At 56.1% G+C, this 17,984-nt stretch carries 19 protein-coding genes; 15 read left to right on the top strand and 4 right to left on the bottom strand.

The genetic code is table 11. The annotated features are described in order from the left end of the window. Window positions 1-45: 45 nt before the first annotated feature. Window positions 46-1,326: a penicillin-binding protein activator gene (locus tag L1I42_RS00545; RefSeq protein ID WP_236112499.1), complete on the bottom strand. Its 1,281-nt coding sequence runs from the start codon at window positions 1,324-1,326 to the stop codon at window positions 46-48. A 171-nt stretch (window positions 1,327-1,497) separates the two neighbouring features. Between L1I42_RS00545 and rsmI the strand changes: the two genes are divergently transcribed. From rsmI to L1I42_RS00500, 9 genes are all read left to right on the top strand, one after another. Then, window positions 1,498-2,388, top strand: coding sequence for a 16S rRNA (cytidine(1402)-2'-O)-methyltransferase (gene rsmI, locus L1I42_RS00540; RefSeq protein ID WP_236112498.1), 891 nt, complete (start codon window positions 1,498-1,500; stop codon window positions 2,386-2,388). Further along, on the top strand, window positions 2,385-2,762 hold the full coding sequence (locus L1I42_RS00535) for a YraN family protein (protein ID WP_236112497.1): 378 nt from the start codon (window positions 2,385-2,387) through the stop codon (window positions 2,760-2,762). The genes rsmI and L1I42_RS00535 overlap by 4 nt, the downstream gene beginning before the upstream one ends. Window positions 2,763-2,771: 9 nt before the next feature. Next, window positions 2,772-3,719 carry a glutathione synthase gene (gshB, locus tag L1I42_RS00530; protein ID WP_236112496.1) on the top strand — a complete coding sequence of 316 codons (948 nt, stop codon included), beginning with the start codon at window positions 2,772-2,774 and terminating at the stop codon, window positions 3,717-3,719. Between the two features lie 46 nt (window positions 3,720-3,765). After that, window positions 3,766-4,410 (top strand): MarC family protein, encoded by a 645-nt coding sequence (locus tag L1I42_RS00525; protein WP_236112495.1) that lies wholly within the window; start codon window positions 3,766-3,768, stop codon window positions 4,408-4,410. A 76-nt stretch (window positions 4,411-4,486) separates the two neighbouring features. Next, the gene (locus L1I42_RS00520; RefSeq protein WP_236112494.1) at window positions 4,487-5,596 is read left to right on the top strand and encodes an S-(hydroxymethyl)glutathione dehydrogenase/class III alcohol dehydrogenase; all 1,110 of its coding nucleotides are present in this window, start codon (window positions 4,487-4,489) and stop codon (window positions 5,594-5,596) included. A gap of 354 nt (window positions 5,597-5,950) precedes the next feature. After that, window positions 5,951-6,793 (top strand): S-formylglutathione hydrolase, encoded by an 843-nt coding sequence (gene fghA, locus L1I42_RS00515; RefSeq protein WP_236112493.1) that lies wholly within the window; start codon window positions 5,951-5,953, stop codon window positions 6,791-6,793. Between the two features lie 179 nt (window positions 6,794-6,972). Further along, window positions 6,973-7,218, top strand: a complete 246-nt coding sequence (locus L1I42_RS00510) for a hypothetical protein (RefSeq protein WP_236112492.1) — start codon at window positions 6,973-6,975, stop codon at window positions 7,216-7,218. A 1-nt stretch (window position 7,219) separates the two neighbouring features. Beyond that, window positions 7,220-7,366: a hypothetical protein gene (locus L1I42_RS00505; protein WP_236112491.1), complete on the top strand. Its 147-nt coding sequence runs from the start codon at window positions 7,220-7,222 to the stop codon at window positions 7,364-7,366. A gap of 176 nt (window positions 7,367-7,542) precedes the next feature. Next, window positions 7,543-8,190, top strand: coding sequence for a hypothetical protein (locus L1I42_RS00500; RefSeq protein ID WP_236112490.1), 648 nt, complete (start codon window positions 7,543-7,545; stop codon window positions 8,188-8,190). Here L1I42_RS00500 and L1I42_RS00495 read toward each other — a convergent pair. Continuing rightward, complete coding sequence (locus L1I42_RS00495; protein WP_236112489.1) at window positions 8,187-9,095, bottom strand: LysR family transcriptional regulator; 909 nt, start codon at window positions 9,093-9,095, stop codon at window positions 8,187-8,189. The genes L1I42_RS00500 and L1I42_RS00495 overlap by 4 nt on opposite strands. A gap of 97 nt (window positions 9,096-9,192) precedes the next feature. On the opposite strand from L1I42_RS00495, the gene L1I42_RS00490 reads away from it, so the two are divergent. The 5 genes from L1I42_RS00490 to L1I42_RS00470 all read left to right on the top strand — a co-directional run bounded on the left by L1I42_RS00490 (window position 9,193) and on the right by L1I42_RS00470 (window position 14,184). Further along, entirely contained in the window at window positions 9,193-9,399 is a 207-nt protein-coding gene (locus L1I42_RS00490) for a hypothetical protein (RefSeq protein ID WP_236112488.1), read from the top strand. Between the two features lie 70 nt (window positions 9,400-9,469). Next, a complete protein-coding gene (locus tag L1I42_RS00485; protein ID WP_236112487.1) occupies window positions 9,470-10,981 on the top strand; it encodes a YifB family Mg chelatase-like AAA ATPase in 1,512 nt (503 codons plus the stop codon). Window positions 10,982-10,985: 4 nt separating this feature from the next. Then, a complete protein-coding gene (locus L1I42_RS00480; protein ID WP_236112486.1) occupies window positions 10,986-11,528 on the top strand; it encodes a DinB family protein in 543 nt (180 codons plus the stop codon). Window positions 11,529-11,554: 26 nt separating this feature from the next. Then, window positions 11,555-11,977 (top strand): GNAT family N-acetyltransferase, encoded by a 423-nt coding sequence (locus L1I42_RS00475; RefSeq protein ID WP_236112485.1) that lies wholly within the window; start codon window positions 11,555-11,557, stop codon window positions 11,975-11,977. Between the two features lie 206 nt (window positions 11,978-12,183). After that, window positions 12,184-14,184 carry a S9 family peptidase gene (locus L1I42_RS00470; protein WP_236112484.1) on the top strand — a complete coding sequence of 667 codons (2,001 nt, stop codon included), beginning with the start codon at window positions 12,184-12,186 and terminating at the stop codon, window positions 14,182-14,184. A gap of 96 nt (window positions 14,185-14,280) precedes the next feature. On the opposite strand, the gene aceA is transcribed toward L1I42_RS00470, so the two are convergent. Together aceA and L1I42_RS00460 are read right to left on the bottom strand one after the other, a co-directional pair. Beyond that, window positions 14,281-15,570, bottom strand: a complete 1,290-nt coding sequence (gene aceA, locus L1I42_RS00465) for an isocitrate lyase (protein WP_236112483.1) — start codon at window positions 15,568-15,570, stop codon at window positions 14,281-14,283. 113 nt (window positions 15,571-15,683) lie between these two features. Continuing rightward, a complete protein-coding gene (locus L1I42_RS00460; RefSeq protein ID WP_236112482.1) occupies window positions 15,684-15,935 on the bottom strand; it encodes a hypothetical protein in 252 nt (83 codons plus the stop codon). Between the two features lie 162 nt (window positions 15,936-16,097). Here L1I42_RS00460 and L1I42_RS00455 point away from each other — a divergent pair, with 162 nt between their 5' ends. Beyond that, a complete protein-coding gene (locus L1I42_RS00455; RefSeq protein WP_236112481.1) occupies window positions 16,098-17,510 on the top strand; it encodes a helix-turn-helix domain-containing protein in 1,413 nt (470 codons plus the stop codon). Window positions 17,511-17,984: the final 474 nt, after the last annotated feature.

Here is a 17,984-nt window from a genome sequence, read left to right as displayed (position 1 = left end):
CATCCCGCCACCTGCATTCCCGATCACGCTGACCCGGGTCATGCCCTATCGTGTCGCCAAGGTGGTGGAGGCGCTGGGCATTTTGGCCTCGTCCACCACGCGGCTGCCGCCCAGTTCCACCTGTTTGATCACCAGTGCATGCTCGTTTGTGCCATTGTCCATGAAGCGGAACACCCCATCTTGCCCCGAAAAGCCGCTGGCGCGGGTGAGTTGGGGACGATCATAAGGCGGGGTCGAGGTGGCCAGACTGGACGAATTGGCCAGCAACACGGATGTATAGGCAAAGGTGACCATGGGGTGCGGGGTTGCCCCATATATCGCCTCATATTCCGGTTTCAACTTGTCATAACCAGCGCCGTCCACGGCCGGGAAAAAGGCGCCTGCCAAAAACGGTGTCTGGCTGATCTTCGCATCTCCATCCCAATCGGCGGAGCCCAGAATGGTGATGCTGCTTTTGTCGATTTGCGCCGATTCAAGCAATACAGCGATCGACGGGGCCGTTGCGCGATCAGGAATGAACAAGGTGTCAATCTGCCCTGAAATCAGGAATGGCACCACCTGCTCCACCGCGGTGCGGGCTTCAGTTTCATTCGAGAATTGATAAATGCCCTGAATATTGGCGCCGGTCTGCGAGGCGGCCACGCGGAAGGCGCCTTCCTGAATCTGGCCAAAGGCCGTTTTCGGCACAATGGCGGCAAAGCTCTTGCGGCCAAATTTTTGCGCATATTGAATAGAGCGCTTCACTTCGGTCTCGGGCAACACGTTGAGCAAATAGATGCCGGACGCGGCGGCCCCGGAATTATTGGAATAGCCAATCAAAGGCACGCCAGCTGCCCGTGCCACGGCACCGGCGGCCCGCACCCCATCAGACCGCAGGGGCCCCAAAATCAGGCTTGCGCCCTCATTGATGGCTTCTGATGCGGCAGTGCGGGCGGTGGCAGCATTGCCACCCGTATCCTTGACCACCAAATGGACATTGCGCGGAAACCCGGCTGAACTGTTGATCTTGTCAATCGCCATCTTGGCGCCATTGCGCATGGACGTGCCGACATTGGCCAGCCCCTCATTGCCGCTGAGCGGCAACAAAAGCGCCACGCGCACGTTCCCTTCGCCGATTATCTCCCCTTTCGCCGGGGGCAAATTGGCATTGCTGCTTAAATCGGGTCGATCCGTGCTGTTGTCGAAGCGGGCAGAGGGACCGAAACCCAAATCCGGTGTGCAGGCGAACAGGGCGGCCCCTGTTCCCAAGGTTGCCAAAAATTTCAATCCTTGCGAAAGAATGGATTTATTGGTGAAAAAACTGGCTGTAGCGCGAAAGATTGCCATGCCCAAACTCCTATTTGATTTGTGCAGTCGTCCTATTGCACAAATCCATTGCCGCATTTTGTTCTGCCCCATTCGGCCGAATTTACAATGCTTGTCCCCGTTGCGCGATACACTATAGTGTGTGCGCTTGACAGATGAAATCAACATATATTTAGGAATTGAGCAAATTCTATGGCGCAATTATCCCCGGATCGTCGCTATTTTATAGGCGAACATGGCTTCAATGCGCCCAAAGTGCCCCCGGCCCTCTATATTGTGGCCACACCCATCGGCAATTTGAAGGACATCACGCTGCGTGCGCTTGAAGTTCTGGCGGGAGCGGACCTGATTCTTTGCGAAGACACCCGCACGTCCGCCAAGCTGCTCTCAGCCTTTGGCATCAAGACCCGACGCAGGGCGCTACACGAACATAATGAAAGCGAAATGGCTGCGCAATTTGTGCGCCAGGTGCAGGATGGGGCCGCTATCGCGCTAATTTCCGATGCGGGCACGCCGCTCCTCTCCGATCCCGGCTTCCCGCTGGTGCGCGAAGCGGCAAAATCTGACATTGAGGTGGTGGCGCTGCCTGGCGCTTCAGCGCTGTTGGCCGGGCTGGCCGTGGCCGGTCTACCCACGGATCAATTCTCATTCTTTGGCTTTTTGCCGCCGAAGCAAATGGCCCGCAAAGAGCGGCTCAAGGAGCTCTCAGGTCGGCCTGAAACGCTTGTGTTTTATGAATCGCCCAAACGGGTGAGTGCCTGCCTGTCGGCGTTGGCTGAAATTTTTGGCGACAACCGACAAGCCGTTGTGGCGCGAGAAATAACCAAAAAATTTGAAACGCTGTATCGCGGTAGTTTAGGCGAACTGTCCGTTCAATTTGCCGATCAAAATGTAAAAGGCGAATTGGTAATTTTGGTGGCGGGCGCGCAAGCCGACAAAATGCCCGATCAAAAGGAGTGGCAGGCGGTGCTGGCCGAACGGCTGGAAGAGTTACCCCTGCGCAGCGCTGTTGATGAGGTGGCCCAAGGCTTTGGCCTCAAACGCAAGCAGGTTTATCAAGCGGCGCTGGAGCTGAAAAAATGACCGGACGCCGCCAACAGGCCGAGCGCTATGGGCGCAAAAGCGAGGGTTTGGCGGCACTATTTTTGCGATTAAAGGGGTATCGCATCTTGGCCAAGCGGCTGAAAACGCCCGTGGGCGAGCTGGATCTGGTGGTCCAACGCGGAAACCAGATTGTGTTTGTTGAGGTGAAAGCCCGACGCGGCCGCGGCGCGCTTTATTTGGCGCTGGAACAATTGCACCCCTATCGGCATCGACGGGCGGCGCAATATTGGTTGGCCAAAAATGAGCAATATGCTAGCCATCAACAACAATTTGATGTGATTGGCCTTGCGCCTTGGCGTTGGCCCATCCATATCCAAAATGCCTTTATGGCCCATGATTCCTATGAAGGGTGATCCCGCCTTATGACCAATAAACAATTGAAAATCGCGGTGCAAATGGACCCCATTGCTGAGATCAATCCAGCGGGGGATTCCAGCTTTGCGATGATGCTGGAAGCACAGGCACGCGGCCACGACGTATTTTATTACACGCCAGCAACTTTGGGGCTGGAAGCCGGTGTGGTGCAAGCCGAAGTGGCATCAGTGAAATTGTTTGATGATAAAGATCACTGGTTTGAACTGGGCGAAGCGGCGCTGACCGACCTTAGCCAGTTTGACGTGATCTTGTTGCGGCAGGACCCGCCCTTTGACATGCATTACATCACCACCACCCATTTGCTGGAGCGGCTGCACCCCAAAACCCTCGTGGTGAATCACCCGGCCCATGTGCGCAATGCCCCGGAAAAGATTTTGGTAACCGAATTTCCGGACCTGATGCCGCCCACTCTGGTGACCCGGGATCGGGGGCAGATTGTCGATTTCCGCAAGCGCTATGGCGACATCATCATCAAGCCGCTTTATGGCAATGGCGGCGCCGGCGTCTTTATGCTGCGCCAGGATGATCACAATCTGATTTCACTGCTGGAAATTTTTGAAGCCAGCTTCCGCGAGCCGTTTATGATCCAGCAATATCTGCCCGATGTGCGCAAGGGCGACAAGCGGATCATCATTATTGATGGCGAACCGGTGGCGGGCCTGAACCGCATTCCGGCGGAAGGTGAAAGTCGCTCCAACATGCATGTGGGCGGACGGCCTGAGCTGAGCGACCTGACGGACCGTGAACGCGAGATTTGCGCCCGGATTGCGCCTGCCTTGCGGGAACGCGATTTTATCTTTGTCGGTATTGACGTGATTGGCGATTATCTCACTGAGATTAATGTGACGTCCCCCACGGGCATTCGGGAAATCAAACGCTTTGGCGGCCCAGATATCGCCGCGCTGATTTGGGACGCGATTGAAAAGCGGCGCTAGAAGTGCAAAACTCAGCCCCAGACAAGCATGACGGGGCTGAGTGCTTATGCCAATTGAAACCTTTCTGGTGTCCTTCACCACCTATTTCGCCACGATCGGGCCAGCCGATATTGTGGTGCTGTTTGCGGCGCTGACCGCGGGGGCCACAGCGGCAGAGCGCCGCGCCATGGTGCTAAAAGGCGTGGTGATTGGTGGCGCGGTGCTGCTGTTCTTTGTGTTTTTCGGCGAACCGTTGCTGGCCGTGTTCGGCATCAGCCTCCCGGCCCTGCGCACCGCCGGGGGCATTTTGCTGCTGCTGATCGCCATCGATATGGTCTTTGCCCGTTCCTCGGGCGGCACCTCCACCACCGAAGAGGAAAATGCCGAAGCGGCGTCCTCATCCGATATTTCGGTTTTCCCGCTGGCCACGCCCTTGATTGCCGGGCCGGGGGCCATTGGCGCCACCATTTTGCTGATGGCCGATGCCAGCGGCGACCCGCCGCGGCAAGTGGCTGTGGTGGCCGGGTTGTTGCTGATCCTGATGCTCACCTATCTGTTTTTGCTCGGCGCGACCCAATTGCAGCGCATTTTGGGCTTTACCGTGCTGCATGTGATTTCCCGCATTGTCGGCGTGTTGCTGGCCGCCCTGTCGGTTCAGTTTATCTTTGACGGGCTGATGACCAGCGGTCTGTTGGGCCGGATGAGCCTTTAGCCGCATCCCCGTTAAGTTCTCTCTCGTCAGCGCACTGATTCTGGTTTAGCCTTTCTTTTAAACAAGGGAGGCCAACATGGATGTAAGAGCTGCAATCGCCACCAAGGCGGGCGCGCCACTGGAAGTGACCACGGTGCAATTGGAGGGCCCGCGCGACGGGGAAGTGCTGGTTGAAATCAAAGCCACGGGCATTTGCCACACGGATGAATTTACCCTGTCGGGCGCTGACCCGGAGGGCATTTTTCCCGCCATTCTGGGCCATGAAGGCGCGGGCGTGGTGGTGGAAGTGGGCAAAGGCGTCACCTCATTGAAACCGGGCGATCATGTGATCCCGCTCTATACGCCGGAATGTCGCGAGTGCGAATATTGCCTTAATCCCAAAACCAATCTGTGCCAGAAAATCCGCTCCACCCAAGGAGCGGGCCTGATGCCCGATGGCAGCTCGCGCTTCTCCATCAATGGCGAGAAGATTTTCCACTATATGGGCACCTCCACCTTCGCCAATTATACAGTGGTGCCAGAGATCGCGCTGGCCAAGATCAATCCGGACGCCCCGTTTGATAAGGTTTGTTATATTGGCTGTGGCGTGACCACCGGTATTGGCGCAGTGATCAACACCGCCAAGGTGGAGCCGGGGGCCAATGCCGTGGTGTTTGGCCTTGGCGGCATCGGCCTGAACGTCATTCAGGGGCTGCGGCTGGTCGGGGCCAATATGATTGTCGGCGTCGACACCAACCCCGCCAAAAAAGAATGGGGCGAACGCTTTGGCATGACCCATTTCGTCAACCCGAATGAGGTGGAAGACGATATTGTGCCCTATCTGGTGGATCTGACCGGCGGCGGCGCGGACTATTCTTTTGAGTGTATCGGCAACGTGAAGCTGATGCGGCAAGCGCTGGAATGCGCCCATAAAGGCTGGGGCGAAAGCATCATTATCGGTGTCGCCCCCGCTGGCGCAGAGATTTCGACCCGCCCCTTCCAACTGGTCACCGGCCGCACCTGGAAAGGCACCGCCTTCGGCGGCGCCCGCGGCCGCACCGATGTGCCGAAAATTGTGGATTGGTATATGCAGGGTAAAATTGAAATTGACCCGATGATTACCCACACGCTGAGCTTGGATGAAATTAATAAGGGCTTTGATCTGATGCATAGCGGCGAGAGTATTCGGTCGGTGGTGGTGTATTAGATTTTTGCATCCGCGCAGTTGAAGCATTGGAAATTCCCACACACCGGGCCGCCCCGGACCTGATCCGGGATTCACGCAGCGCCGGTGAAAGTGCACAAGTTGGACATTTCGCCCAAACACCACCGCTACATGGATTACCGGATCAAGTCCGGTAATGACGTGAGAGGGTGCGGCGATACCTTGCACAACATAAGAGCGAGGCACCCATCGGGGGGGGTGCCGGGGACGGGAGCGAAGCGACCCGTGGCGGCAAAAAAAGACTCCGGGGGTGCCGGGGACGGACACGCAGTGTCCGGTGGCGGCAAAAAAAGAGCCAGGGGACCGGACCCGCAAGCAAGAAACAAGAGGACACGCATGACACTAGAAACCATTTCCGAAGCCAAGGCTTTTGACGGCATTCAGGGGGTCTACGCCCACAATGCGATCTCCACCAATTGCAAGATGAATTTCGCCGTTTTTCTGCCGCGACAGGCGAAAATCCAAAAATGTCCGACCTTGTTTTATCTGTCCGGCCTCACCTGCACCCATCAAAATGTGATGGATAAGGGCGAATATCGCCGCATGGCCGCGGAGCTGGGGCTTATCATTGTGTGCCCCGATACTTCGCCGCGCGGCGAAGAGGTGGCCGATGATCCGGACGATTGGCAATTGGGCAAGGGGGCAGGCTTTTATCTCGACGCCACGCAAACGCCCTGGGCGGATCATTATCAAATGGAGACCTATGTGCGCGACGAGCTTTATGATCTGGTGCTGGCCAATTTTCCGGTTGATCCCGCGCGGGTGGGCATTTTGGGCCATTCCATGGGTGGCCATGGGGCGCTGACCTTGGCGTTGAAAAATCCGGAAAAATATAAGAGCTGCTCCGCCTTCGCGCCGATTGTGAACCCGTCAAGCTGCGACTGGTCGATCAAGGGCCTTTCCGCTTATTTGGGCGACGATAAAGATTCCTGGCGCGCCTATGATGCGGTGCATCTGATCGAAGATGGCGCGCGCTACGACGCCTTGTTGGTGGATCAGGGCAGCGCCGATGGTTTTTTGGAGAATGGGCTGAAGCCCTGGTTGCTGCAAGACGCGTGTGAGAAAGCGGGCATTGGCCTGACCCTCAATATGCGCGAGGGCTATGACCATTCCTATTATTTCATCTCCAGCTTTATGGACGATCATTTGCGCTGGCATGCCGCGCGGCTGGGCAATTAGCAAATAGACGCAAAAGGGCACAAATGGTCAGGTCAGGGCGCGGCATTTCGGGATGCTACCCGACCCCGTGCCCACAGGCGCAGAGCTGCGTATGGGCTTGATCGGCTGACCCTTGCCACCCAGGAGTTGGTGCCGGACCAAAGCCAACTCTTTGGGGTGGGCCATTCGATCGGGGGGCCATGTTGCTGGTGCTGGCCGGGGCCACGGCCTATACCCTGCGGCGCGAAGCCATCGCCTTTGCGCTGAACCAGCCATTTACACAACTCACCCTGATGGCGCCCGCTCTCGACTTTTTTCGTGGCCCCGGCGCATTGGACGGGTTTGATACGCCGATCAATTTAATAGGCGGCGCAAGGGATCGCATTGTCCCGCCCGAAGCGATCCATGGGTTTGTGGCGGCCTGCCCGCCCGTTTCTCGAAATTGATGTGAAATTCATCGCAGGGGCGCACCATTTTTTCTTTATGGATCAGATGCCGCCGCAACTTGCTGACAACGATGCTGGTGGCCGTGCCAATAAATTGGCCGCGCTTTATGCAGACATGAGGGACAAGGTCATGCCGCACCTGACTTGACGGATCATAGTGCGGGTTGCTGTGCGGATTCAGTTGAACAATTTATTGAAAACTTCGCATTGTCACGCTAAATTGCCGGGAACCATTTAACAATAAACGCGTTTTACCGATATGCCCAACGCGGGCACGCTTTGCAAAAAAGGCAAGGCGGGTAATAATGAGTAACAGGTGCCGTCTTGTCGAAAACGACCTCCAAATCAGTTTTGCTGGCGATTATCTTGTGCGTTCACGCCCTTTCCGGCGCGAGCGCACAGACCTTTATGACCAATCCGGAAACAAAAGACGCCCAATTATATCCTCCGGCCTTCGATGAGTCAGTTTTCATTTTTGGCGGGCGTTATCACAAAGGTTATTTTGGTCATTCCTTCACACCCTCCCCCACACCAGAGAATTTCTACGGCATTGCTATGGGCTATCAGCGGTTTTTCAAGACTGATCCCAACGGGTGGAACTGGGGTGTCGAGGCGGGTGTTGCCGGTCGGTTCGGCGAAGGCCCGACCACAGCTGAAATCTGGGCTGGCGGTTTGGGCCGCTATAATGGCTGGGTGTTGGGTGATAGCGTGCGCGTTTCACCATCTCTCACCTTAGGTCTCAGCGCTGTGACGGACACTTTCGGTGTCGCCAAAGAGCGCGAAAATGCTCAGGATAAATCTGCCAAATTGTTGTTCTATGTTGGGCCAGAGCTGAGCTTTTCACATGTCGACAATCCGGAGTTTGAAGTGTTTTGGCGCGCCCAACACCGTTCCGGTGCGTGGGGCACAACCGGTTTGGCAGCAATTGATGGCGCAAATGCCGCAATGATTGGTTTTCGCTACAAATTCTAGACCCGCCGGTTCGGCATGGTTTCATCCAGCTTGGCAAACAGCCATTCTTCAAACCGCTGCACCTTCAGCCAGTTTTCCCGGCCCTTGGGATAGCAAAGCCAAAGGGCTTTTTCTTCCCGATGCACATAGTCAAACGGCTGGACCAGAGAGCCATTGTCCAGCTCGGGCTGGAAAAGGCAGGGGGTGAGCAGCGCCAGCGTGTGCCCTGCATGGGCCGCAATGCCATTGATATATTGCACATCGAGCACCGGGCCGCGGGCGCGGGCCAGGTCACGCGCGTCCACCCCCTGCGCCGCCAGCCACGTGCGCCACCACGGGTCGTGCGGACTGGCCATGGAAAGCCCGAGAATATCTTCCGGTTTTTCAACCGGGTTTTCTTCCAAAAAACTGGGCGCTGCCATCACCGTATAATCAAAGTGGAACAGCTTTTTACACACCATGCCCGGCCAATCCCCATGGCCTGAGCGGATGGCAATATCCATGCCCGAACCCTGAAAATCATGAATTAGATGGCTGGAAATATCGACTTTGACCGCCACATCGCCATTGTAAATGTGGAACCCGCCCAAATGCCTGGCCAGCCATGCACTAGCGAAGGTTTGCACCATGGTGATGGTCAATAGATCATCGCGTTGGCCTTTGGCTTCGGCAAATCCACGGCGGATGATTTCAAACGCTTCCATCACCGACGGCGCCAGCCGGGCACCAGCTTCGCTCAGCGTCACCTGCCGCGCCTTGCGGATAAAGAGCGGTTCGCCGAACCGGTCTTCCAATTGTTTGATCTGATAGCTCACCGCGGCCTGTGTCATGTTCAATTCTTCGGCGGCTTTGGTGAAACTACTGTGCCGCGCCGCCGAGTCAAATGCTCTTAAGGCTGTGAGCGGTGGCAGGGGATCCAGCGCCATTGATAAAATTTCCTTATGCCAGATGATTGAGCTTTTGTTGGTCAAAAACCGGAATCAGGTTCATGTTCCCCACAATCTCGAACTATAGGAGCTAAAGATGATCGACACTGCAACCAAAAATCGTCGTTTTCTTGGCCGCTGGCGCAAAAGCACTGCTGATACGGAACAGGCCATCAACACCGCGATGGTAGAGAAAAAACCATCTGTATCACACCAGAACCAACAAGCACTGCCTCCACGTATGCAGCGTGATGTTAGCTTGATGGGTGGTATGTTCTCAACAGCTCTGGGCCGGCGTTCCTGAAACGTTCTTGCGCGTGATCATATCCACTGCTAGGCTGGGTGTTCATACTTAGTTTAGTTTTTGGAACATTATGGTCACGCGCATTCAAACGGTGGCGTTTCAGGGCATCAATACTGTGCCCATCGACGTTCAAGTGCAGGTCGCCAATGGCCTGCCCGCATTCAATATCGTTGGATTGGCCGATAAGGCCGTGGCGGAAAGCAAAGAGCGGGTGCGCGCCGCGCTCAATGCTTCAGGCCTTTCTCTCCCCCCAAAACGCATTGTCGTTAATCTCGCACCTGCCGATCTGCCAAAAGAAGGCAGCCATTATGATCTGCCCATCGCTTTGGGGCTGATGGCCGCTATTGGCGCTATTTCGCCCGATATGGCCAACGGCTATCTGGTGCTCGGCGAATTGGCGCTGGATGGCCGCATCTCCCCTGTCGCCGGCGTCTTGCCCACTGCCATTGCCGCCAAGGCCATGGAATTCGGGCTGATCTGCCCCCACGCCGCCGGGCCGGAAGCCGCCTGGGCCAGTGCGGAGCTGGACATTGTGGCACCCGACAGCCTGTTGGCCCTGACCAACCATTTAAATGGCACGCAAATGTGTGCCCGGCCCCAGCCCAAACGGCAGGAAATGGGGGCGGACTTGCCCGATATGGCCGACATTAAAGGCCAGGAAGGCGCCAAACGGGCGCTAGAAGTGGCCGCTGCCGGAGGCCATAATTTCCTGATGGTCGGTCCGCCAGGTGCGGGCAAATCCATGCTGGCGGCGCGGTTGCCCTCTATTTTGCCGCCGCTCAATCCGCGCGAATTGCTGGATGTGTCGATGGTGCAATCGGTGGCCGGGCAATTGGCTGGTGGCAAATTGTCGGATCGACGGCCCTTCCGGGCACCGCATCATTCCGCCTCCATGGCGGCGCTGGTGGGCGGGGGTATAAAGGTGAAACCGGGCGAAGTGTCACTGGCCCATAATGGCGTGCTGTTTCTCGATGAGCTGCCCGAATTTTCGCCGCAAGTGCTGGACGGGTTGCGCCAGCCACTGGAGAGCGGCGAGACGGTGATCGCCCGCGCCAATCATCGGGTCACCTACCCTTCGCAATTTCAACTGATCGCGGCGATGAATCCATGCAAATGTGGCATGGCGGGCACGCCGGGGCACACTTGTCGCCGGGGCGATCGCTGCGCGACGGATTATCAGGCGCGCCTGTCCGGTCCGTTTCTGGACCGGATCGATATTCGCGTGGATGTGCCAGCGGTCTCGGCCCTCGATATGATTGACCATGGCAAGGCCGAACCGAGCGCGGCCATCGCCGAACGGGTGGCGCAGGCGCGGCAGGCACAGGAGGCACGTTACGCAGGGAGTGGCCTCTATACCAACGCCAAAGCCAGCGCCGATCTGATCGAAAAAGTGGTGGAGCTGAAAGACAGTTCGAAAAAACTGCTGGTGGATGCGGCCGAAAAATTCAATCTGTCCGCGCGTGCTTATCATCGGGTCTTGAAGGTGGCGCGCACCTTGGCGGATCTGGAGAATCAAGCCAATGTGGAGCGACATCATGTGGCCGAAGCGCTTGGATATCGGCTGAATTTCAGTCTGGGATAAACGTATGAACATCGCCGCACGCCCCTTCGTCAAGCTGGCGCAAAACAACCGGCTGGCCAATTATCGTCTGCTCACCGCCATTTCAGCGATGGAAGCGGCGGAGTTTACGAAAGAACGCACCTCTTTCTTCCCCTCTTTGTGGCAAACCTTGAACCATATTCTGGTGGTCGACTGGTATTATGTGGACGCGCTGGAGGGCGGCACGTTGGGCGTTGACGCCTGGAAAGATGAAACCCCGTTTGATGATCCCTTGGCGCTGCGCACAGCGCAAGGCGAGGTGGATGAACGGTTGCTGGCGTTCTGCAAGCAATTGGACGCCGCACAAATGGATAAAATTGTGCAATTACACAACACCACCGAGCCGGTGGAAAATGTGTTGCTGCACTTGTTCCAGCATCAAATTCACCATCGCGGCCAGGCCCATGCCATGCTTACGGGCAGCCCGATCAAGCCGCCGCAACTGGATGAGTTTTTGTTCGCAATAGATCAGCCATATCGCACCCAAGAGCTGGCCGACATTGGATGGACGGAAGCTGACCTTGTTTAATCAAAAAACCAAGAAAATAGCGATATATGTCTCCTATCACGCTCCATCATCACGTGCCCACCCCGGAAGAATATTGCGAAATGCGGGTGAGAACCGGCCTGTCGCCGAAGAGCCTGGAAGGCGCGCGAATCGGCATGGCCAACTCACTCTATGGTGTCTGTTTGCGCGATGAGGCGGGGCAATTGGTGGGCATGGGGCGCCTGATTGGCGATGGCGGCTGCTTTGTACAAATATGCGATATCGCCGTGGACCCGGCGCATCAGGGCAGGGGCTTGGGCCAGCAGATTATGCAGGCGCTGCTGGATCATATCCACGCCCATATGCCGGATTTAACATGGGTCAATCTGTTTGCCGATGGCGACGCCCATCATCTTTATAAAAAGTTCGGCTTTGAGATGACTGCGCCGCTTAGTCAAGGCATGGCCTTTCGGCTGCGCAAACGGGCCTAGGGCCAAAAGCTTCCTTGGCACTTGGTTTTTGAACAGCAAGAGCAAATACCCGCAAAATTCGACCATTTTCGCATTGTCTGACAAAATTCAGCCCACATCTCTTTGGCATTCTGCCACGGAGAACCTATATGTTTACTACGGTTACATCATCCGGGCTGGCTGTGACGGCCGCCTGTTCACTTTTACTTATAATGGCCGGAGGCACAATGGCACCCGCAACTGCATCTTCCTTTGATTACGAGCTCATTCCCCGTGAAGCCCTGTTGGGCAACCCCACCCAATCACAGGGGCGCATCAGTCCGGACGGCAAATGGTTGAGCTGGCTGGCTCCCAAAGATGGGGTGATGAATGTGTGGGTGGCACCGGCGGATAAACCAGACGAGGCGCGGGTCATTACCCAGGATAAACAGCGCGGCATCAATGCGCATTTCTGGACACCGGATAGTGCCTATATTCTTACCCAGCAAGACAAAGGCGGCGATGAGAACTTCCATCTTTATGCCACCCATATTGAAACGGCAGAAACCCGCGATTTAACGCCGATCAAGGATGGCGCACGCGCGCAGGTCCTGAAAATGAACAAGGATTATCCGGGCCGTGCCATCATTGGCATCAATGAGCGGGATCCGCAGTTTTTCGACCTTTATGAGCTGGATTACCGCACCGGCGACTTGAGCTTGTTGGCGGAAAATCCCGGTTATGGTGGCTGGGATATTGATAACAGCCTGACCCCGCGTTTCGGCATGGAAACCGTGCCCGGTGGTGGGGCCAACATCTATCATGTGAACGCCAAAGGCGAAAAGGGTGAGCTGTTTCAAACCATTGATAATGATGATTTTTTTAATACCCATCTGATCGGGTTCACCAAAGACAATCAGAGCGTTTACATGCTTGACAGTCGCGGCCGCGACAAGGCCGCCTTCACCAAGGTGAATATTGAAAGCGGCAAGGTGACGGAAATTGCCAGCAGCGATCTTGCAGATATTTCCAATGTGGCCTCTGACCCTGAGACATTGGAGCCGCTGGCTTATGCGGTGAACCATCTTCAGTCTGAATGGACAGCATTGGACCCGTCGATTGAAGCCGATCTCGATTTTCTGAAGTCACAATTCAAAGGCCAGATCAGCATCACCAGCGCCACGCGGGACAATCGCAAATGGGTGGTCGTTGATGATGCGGCGGAGGCGCCGGGCACCTATCAGCTTTATGATCGGGACAGCAAATCATTGACCGAACTATTCTCCAGCCGACCCGCGTTGGCAGGCGCGCCGTTGCAGCCGATGCACCCGGTGGCGATTAAGGCCCGCGATGGGCTGGAACTTGTTAGCTATTACACCCTGCCCCCAGGCACGGATAAAGATGGAGACGGCATTCCGGACAGACCGGTACCCACTCTATTGTGGGTACATGGCGGCCCGTGGGCGAGGGACAGTTACGGCTATAACGCCACCCATCAATGGATGGCCAACCGCGGCTATGCAGTGCTCAGCGTCAATTATCGCGGCTCCACAGGCTTCGGCAAAAATCACGTCAATAAAGCCATTGGCGAATGGTCGGGCAAAATGCATGACGATCTGATCGATGCGGTGGACTGGGCAATTGAAAAAGGCATCGCCGATCCGGACAAAGTGGCCATTGGTGGCGGCTCCTATGGCGGCTATGCCACTTTGGTGGGCGTCACTTTCACGCCGGACAAGTTCACCTGTGGGGTTGATATTGTGGGTCCATCCAACCTTGTGACCCTGATGGAGAGCTTCCCCCCTTACTGGCGGCCCGTTTTGGAAGGCACCTTCTATCGTCATATTGGTGATCCGGCCAAGCCAGAAGATCGCAAGCGTATTGTGGCCCAATCACCTTTGACCCATGTGGACAAGATCAAAGTGCCGCTTTTGATCGGCCAAGGGGCGAACGACCCGCGCGTCACCAAAATCGAGGCGGACCAGATCGCTGACGCCATGCAGGAAAAGAATCTGCCGGTGACTTATTTGAACTACACCGACGAAGGCCACGGTTTCCAGCGCCCCGAAAACCGCCTCAGCTTCTTTGCCACCATGGAAGGTTTTTTGGCCGAATGTCTTGGCGGTCGTGCCGAACCGATCGGCGATGCCTTTAAAGGATCTTCAGCCGAAATCCTTGCGGGCATGGATGGTGTGAAAGGGTTGGCGGACGCCAGCAAAGCCCTTGCCCCCGGTCAAAAGGCAGACTGATCTGAACAAAAAACCGGCGGGGCAAACCCGCCGGTTGAGTTTTGACGTTTGGTCGCCAGCTGTGGGGACGACGACCATTTGCCAAAGGGTAGCAAATCAGAACTGGGCGGTTTCGGTCGATTCCGCCATGGCCGTGGTGGAGCTTGTGCCGTCGCTAACAGCCATGGACACTGCATCAAAATAGCTTGTGCCCACTTCGCGCTGGTGCCGTGTGGCAGAGAAGCCGCGGCTTTCGGCCCCAAATTCGGCCTGTTGCAATTCTGAATAGGCGGCCATGCCCCGCTCCTTATAGCGGCTGGCGAGATCAAATGTGGTGTAGCTGAGATTGTGGAACCCGGCCAAGGTGATGAACTGATATTTATAGCCCATCGCGCCCAGTTCGGCCTGGAACTTCTCCATTTCAGCTTCGCCCATATGCTTCGCCCAGTTGAAGGAAGGTGAGCAATTATAAGCCAGCATCTGATCCGGATATTCTGCCTTGATGGCTTCTGCAAAGCGGCGGGCATCATCCAGATTTGGCGTTGAGGTTTCACACCAGATCAAATCCGCATATGGCGCATAGGCCAAGCCACGGGCAATCGCGGCATCAAATCCGCCTTTCAGACGATAAAAGCCTTCTTCGGTGCGCTCACCGGTGACGAATGGCGCGTCATATTCATCCACATCAGAGGTGATCAGCCGCGCCGCTTCCGCATCGGTGCGGGCCATAATCAATGTGGGTACGCCCATCACGTCAGACGCCAGGCGCGCCGCATTCAAAGTACGGATAAAGGTTTTTGTTGGCACCAGAACCTTGCCGCCCAAATGACCGCATTTCTTTTCGGACGCCAACTGATCTTCAAAGTGCACGGCAGCCGCACCCGCCTCGATCATCGCTTTCATCAGCTCGAAGGCGTTCAATTGTCCACCAAAGCCCGCTTCGGCATCGGCGATGATCGGGGCGAAGAAATCATAATCTGTGGTGCTCTCGCCCGACAATTTCTCCATGGTCTGGATCTGGTCGGCCCGTTGCAGCGCCTTATTGATGCGCTTAACGATGGCGGGCACGCTGTCAGCCGGGTAAAGCGACTGGTCGGGATACATATTTCCCGAATTGTTGGCATCTGCCGCAACTTGCCAGCCCGACAAATAGATGGCTTTCAGCCCGGCTTTGATCTGCTGCACCGCCTGATTACCGGTGAAGGTGCCAAGGGTGGGCACATAATCTTCTGTGTGCAACAGCTCCCACAATTTTTTGGCGCCATTTTCTGCCAATGAATGCTGGATCGGCAAGGAACCGGCCAGTTTGGCCACATCCGCTGGCGTATAGTTGCGTTTAATGTTTTTCCAACGGTCCGGGGCCCATTCGGGGGCTTTGAACTGGTTTTGTTGGTTGCGGTCGAGCATATCTCTTCTCCCTTTAGATACACACCTCCAAGCCGCCGGGGAGACCCCGGCGGGGGATGCCGCATGAGCGACGGCACCATTTGGAGGGAACATTGTTCAGTTAAGTGTTCGGCTTAGCCTTGATGTGGTGTTGTACGGCGGAAGGTGGCAGCGATCATTTGCGCGCCTTCAAACATGTCGGTGCTTGGATTGTCTCCATCCGCCAAGGCAAACCGATGTTTATCGACAGGACCCACAATCGCGTAACCCTCTGTATCGAGGCCGCGCGCCTTAAACTGACGCATGGCGTCAGCCACAGTGCGCGCAATGATTGTGATATACTGATCTTGCGTTTGCGTGTGGGGCATTTCGATTGTGTGTGTCATTTTGTTTCTCCATGTTCGGGCCAATCCCGAAGTGACAATGTAAAGATTTGACAAATCGCTTCGAAATGCAAGATAATTCGTGATATCAAGGTGTTAAGGTGTAAATCCTTGTAAAGTTAGGCGAGAATAATTGTAAAGTTCTGTAAAGTTCGGGAGGGCGGAATGGACAAGGCCGGACCACAAATAGGTGGCAAAATCAGGCGCTTACGGCGGCAAAAACACATGTCGCAGGCCGACCTTGCCGAGGCGCTGGGCATCTCTGCGAGCTATTTAAACCTTTTGGAACACAATCGCCGCAACATCACCGTGCCGCTTTTGTTTAAACTGGCGGGCCATTTCGGCATCGAGCCGGGCGAACTGGTGGAAAGCGACGAAGGCCAGTTAGTAGGCGATTTGATGGAGCTGTTTGGCGATGATCTTTTTGCCGATAGTGATCTCACCAACCATGAAATCCGTGATTTGGCCTTTTCCAACCCCAATGCGGCGCGGGCAATTTTGCGTCTGTTCGACAAATATCAGGAAACAAATCGCGGTGGCACCGCCCAACCCAGCGATCAGCCCGCCCCCACCTTCTATCATATGGCCACCGAGGCGATTTCCGACTTTATCCAGGAAAATGCCAACCATTTCCCGGCGCTGGAAGCGGCGGCGGAACGGGTGCGCCACGATATTGATCAGGCGGCCGACAATCTCGAATATGGTATGAAGGCCTATCTGGCCAATGTTTTTGGCATTGACTGCAAACTGGCCTCCCTGCCCCATGGCGTGGCACAACGGTTTGACGAAAACATCTCACGGCTGTTTATTTCCGACGTTCTGGCACCGGAGACCGCGCTATTTGCCGTGGCGCACCGGCTGGCGCTCCTTTCAGCAGAACATGAAATAAACCGCATCATTGACCAATCCACCCTGCCGGAAGAAGGCGACGCGCCGCTTTTGGCCCGCAATGTGTTGGCCTCCTATTTCAGCGCCGCTTTGGTGATGCCTTATGAGCCGTTTTTGCGCGCTTGCCGAGAATTTCGCTATGATGTGGAGCGGATTTCCCGCCGGTTCGGGGCCAGTTTTGAGCAGGTGTGCCATCGCATGACCACGATGCAGCGCCCGGGCGCGCAGGGTATTCCGATGCATTTGGTGCGCACCGATATTGCCGGCAATATCTCCAAGCGCTTCTCGCTTTCCGGCATCCATATTCCGCGTCATTCCGGCGCCTGCCCGCGCTGGAACATCTATTCCGCCTTCTTGCAGCCGGAAAAGGTCAATATTCAAATCTCGCAAATGCCGGACGGCGAGAGCTATTTCTGCATCGCCAAAAGCATCGCCAAGGGCGGCTATCGCCACAACGCCCCGCGCCGCCACTTGTCCATCGGCCTAGGCTGCCATATCTCCCACGCCAAAGAGATGATCTATGCCGACGGGATTGATCTGAAAGACCAAAGCCAGGTGGTGCCGATCGGGGTCGGCTGCCGCATTTGCCCGCGCCTTGAGTGCGGCCAACGCGCCCATCCGCCGGCGGACCACCGTTTCCATCTCGATAATTCGCAAAAGCTGGAAAATCTTTATGCGAAGATGAAATAGGGTGCATTTTCGCGCACGGTTGAGCGGTGCCTTCGGCAGCTAACCTCCGCGAGGTCGCGCGGGGTCCTCGCAATGCTCGTCCGTCTTTTTCCTTGCCGTTTTTTCCGTAACGTCTCCCTAACCACCGCCGTCACCCCGGACTTGATCCGGGGTCCAAGCGGGACAAACGAAGCGGCACAGCAGAGATGCTTGGTGCTACATCTCAACCGCTACATGGATTACCGGATCAAGTCCGGTAATGACGTGAGGGGATGTAGCAATGCCCTGCACTGCCGAAAAGTTTGGCAACCATGGCGGGGGTGCCGGGGACGGGAGCGCAGCGACCGGTGGCGGCAAGAAAAGGTGCCGGGGTAGCGAACGTAGTGAGCGACGGCGGCGCGTAATAATGCCGAGGACGTGAGCCAGATTGCGCGGCTTGAGCGCTGCAAAGGAACGACCTGTAGCGGCACGAAACCACCGAGGGTGCTGTGCCTC

It is taken from the genome of Maritalea mediterranea, assembly GCF_021568695.1.
In the GTDB taxonomy this organism is placed as follows: domain Bacteria; phylum Pseudomonadota; class Alphaproteobacteria; order Rhizobiales; family Devosiaceae; genus Maritalea; species Maritalea mediterranea.
Note: the sequence above shows the minus strand (reverse complement) of the source record. Positions and strands in the feature narration are given on the sequence as shown.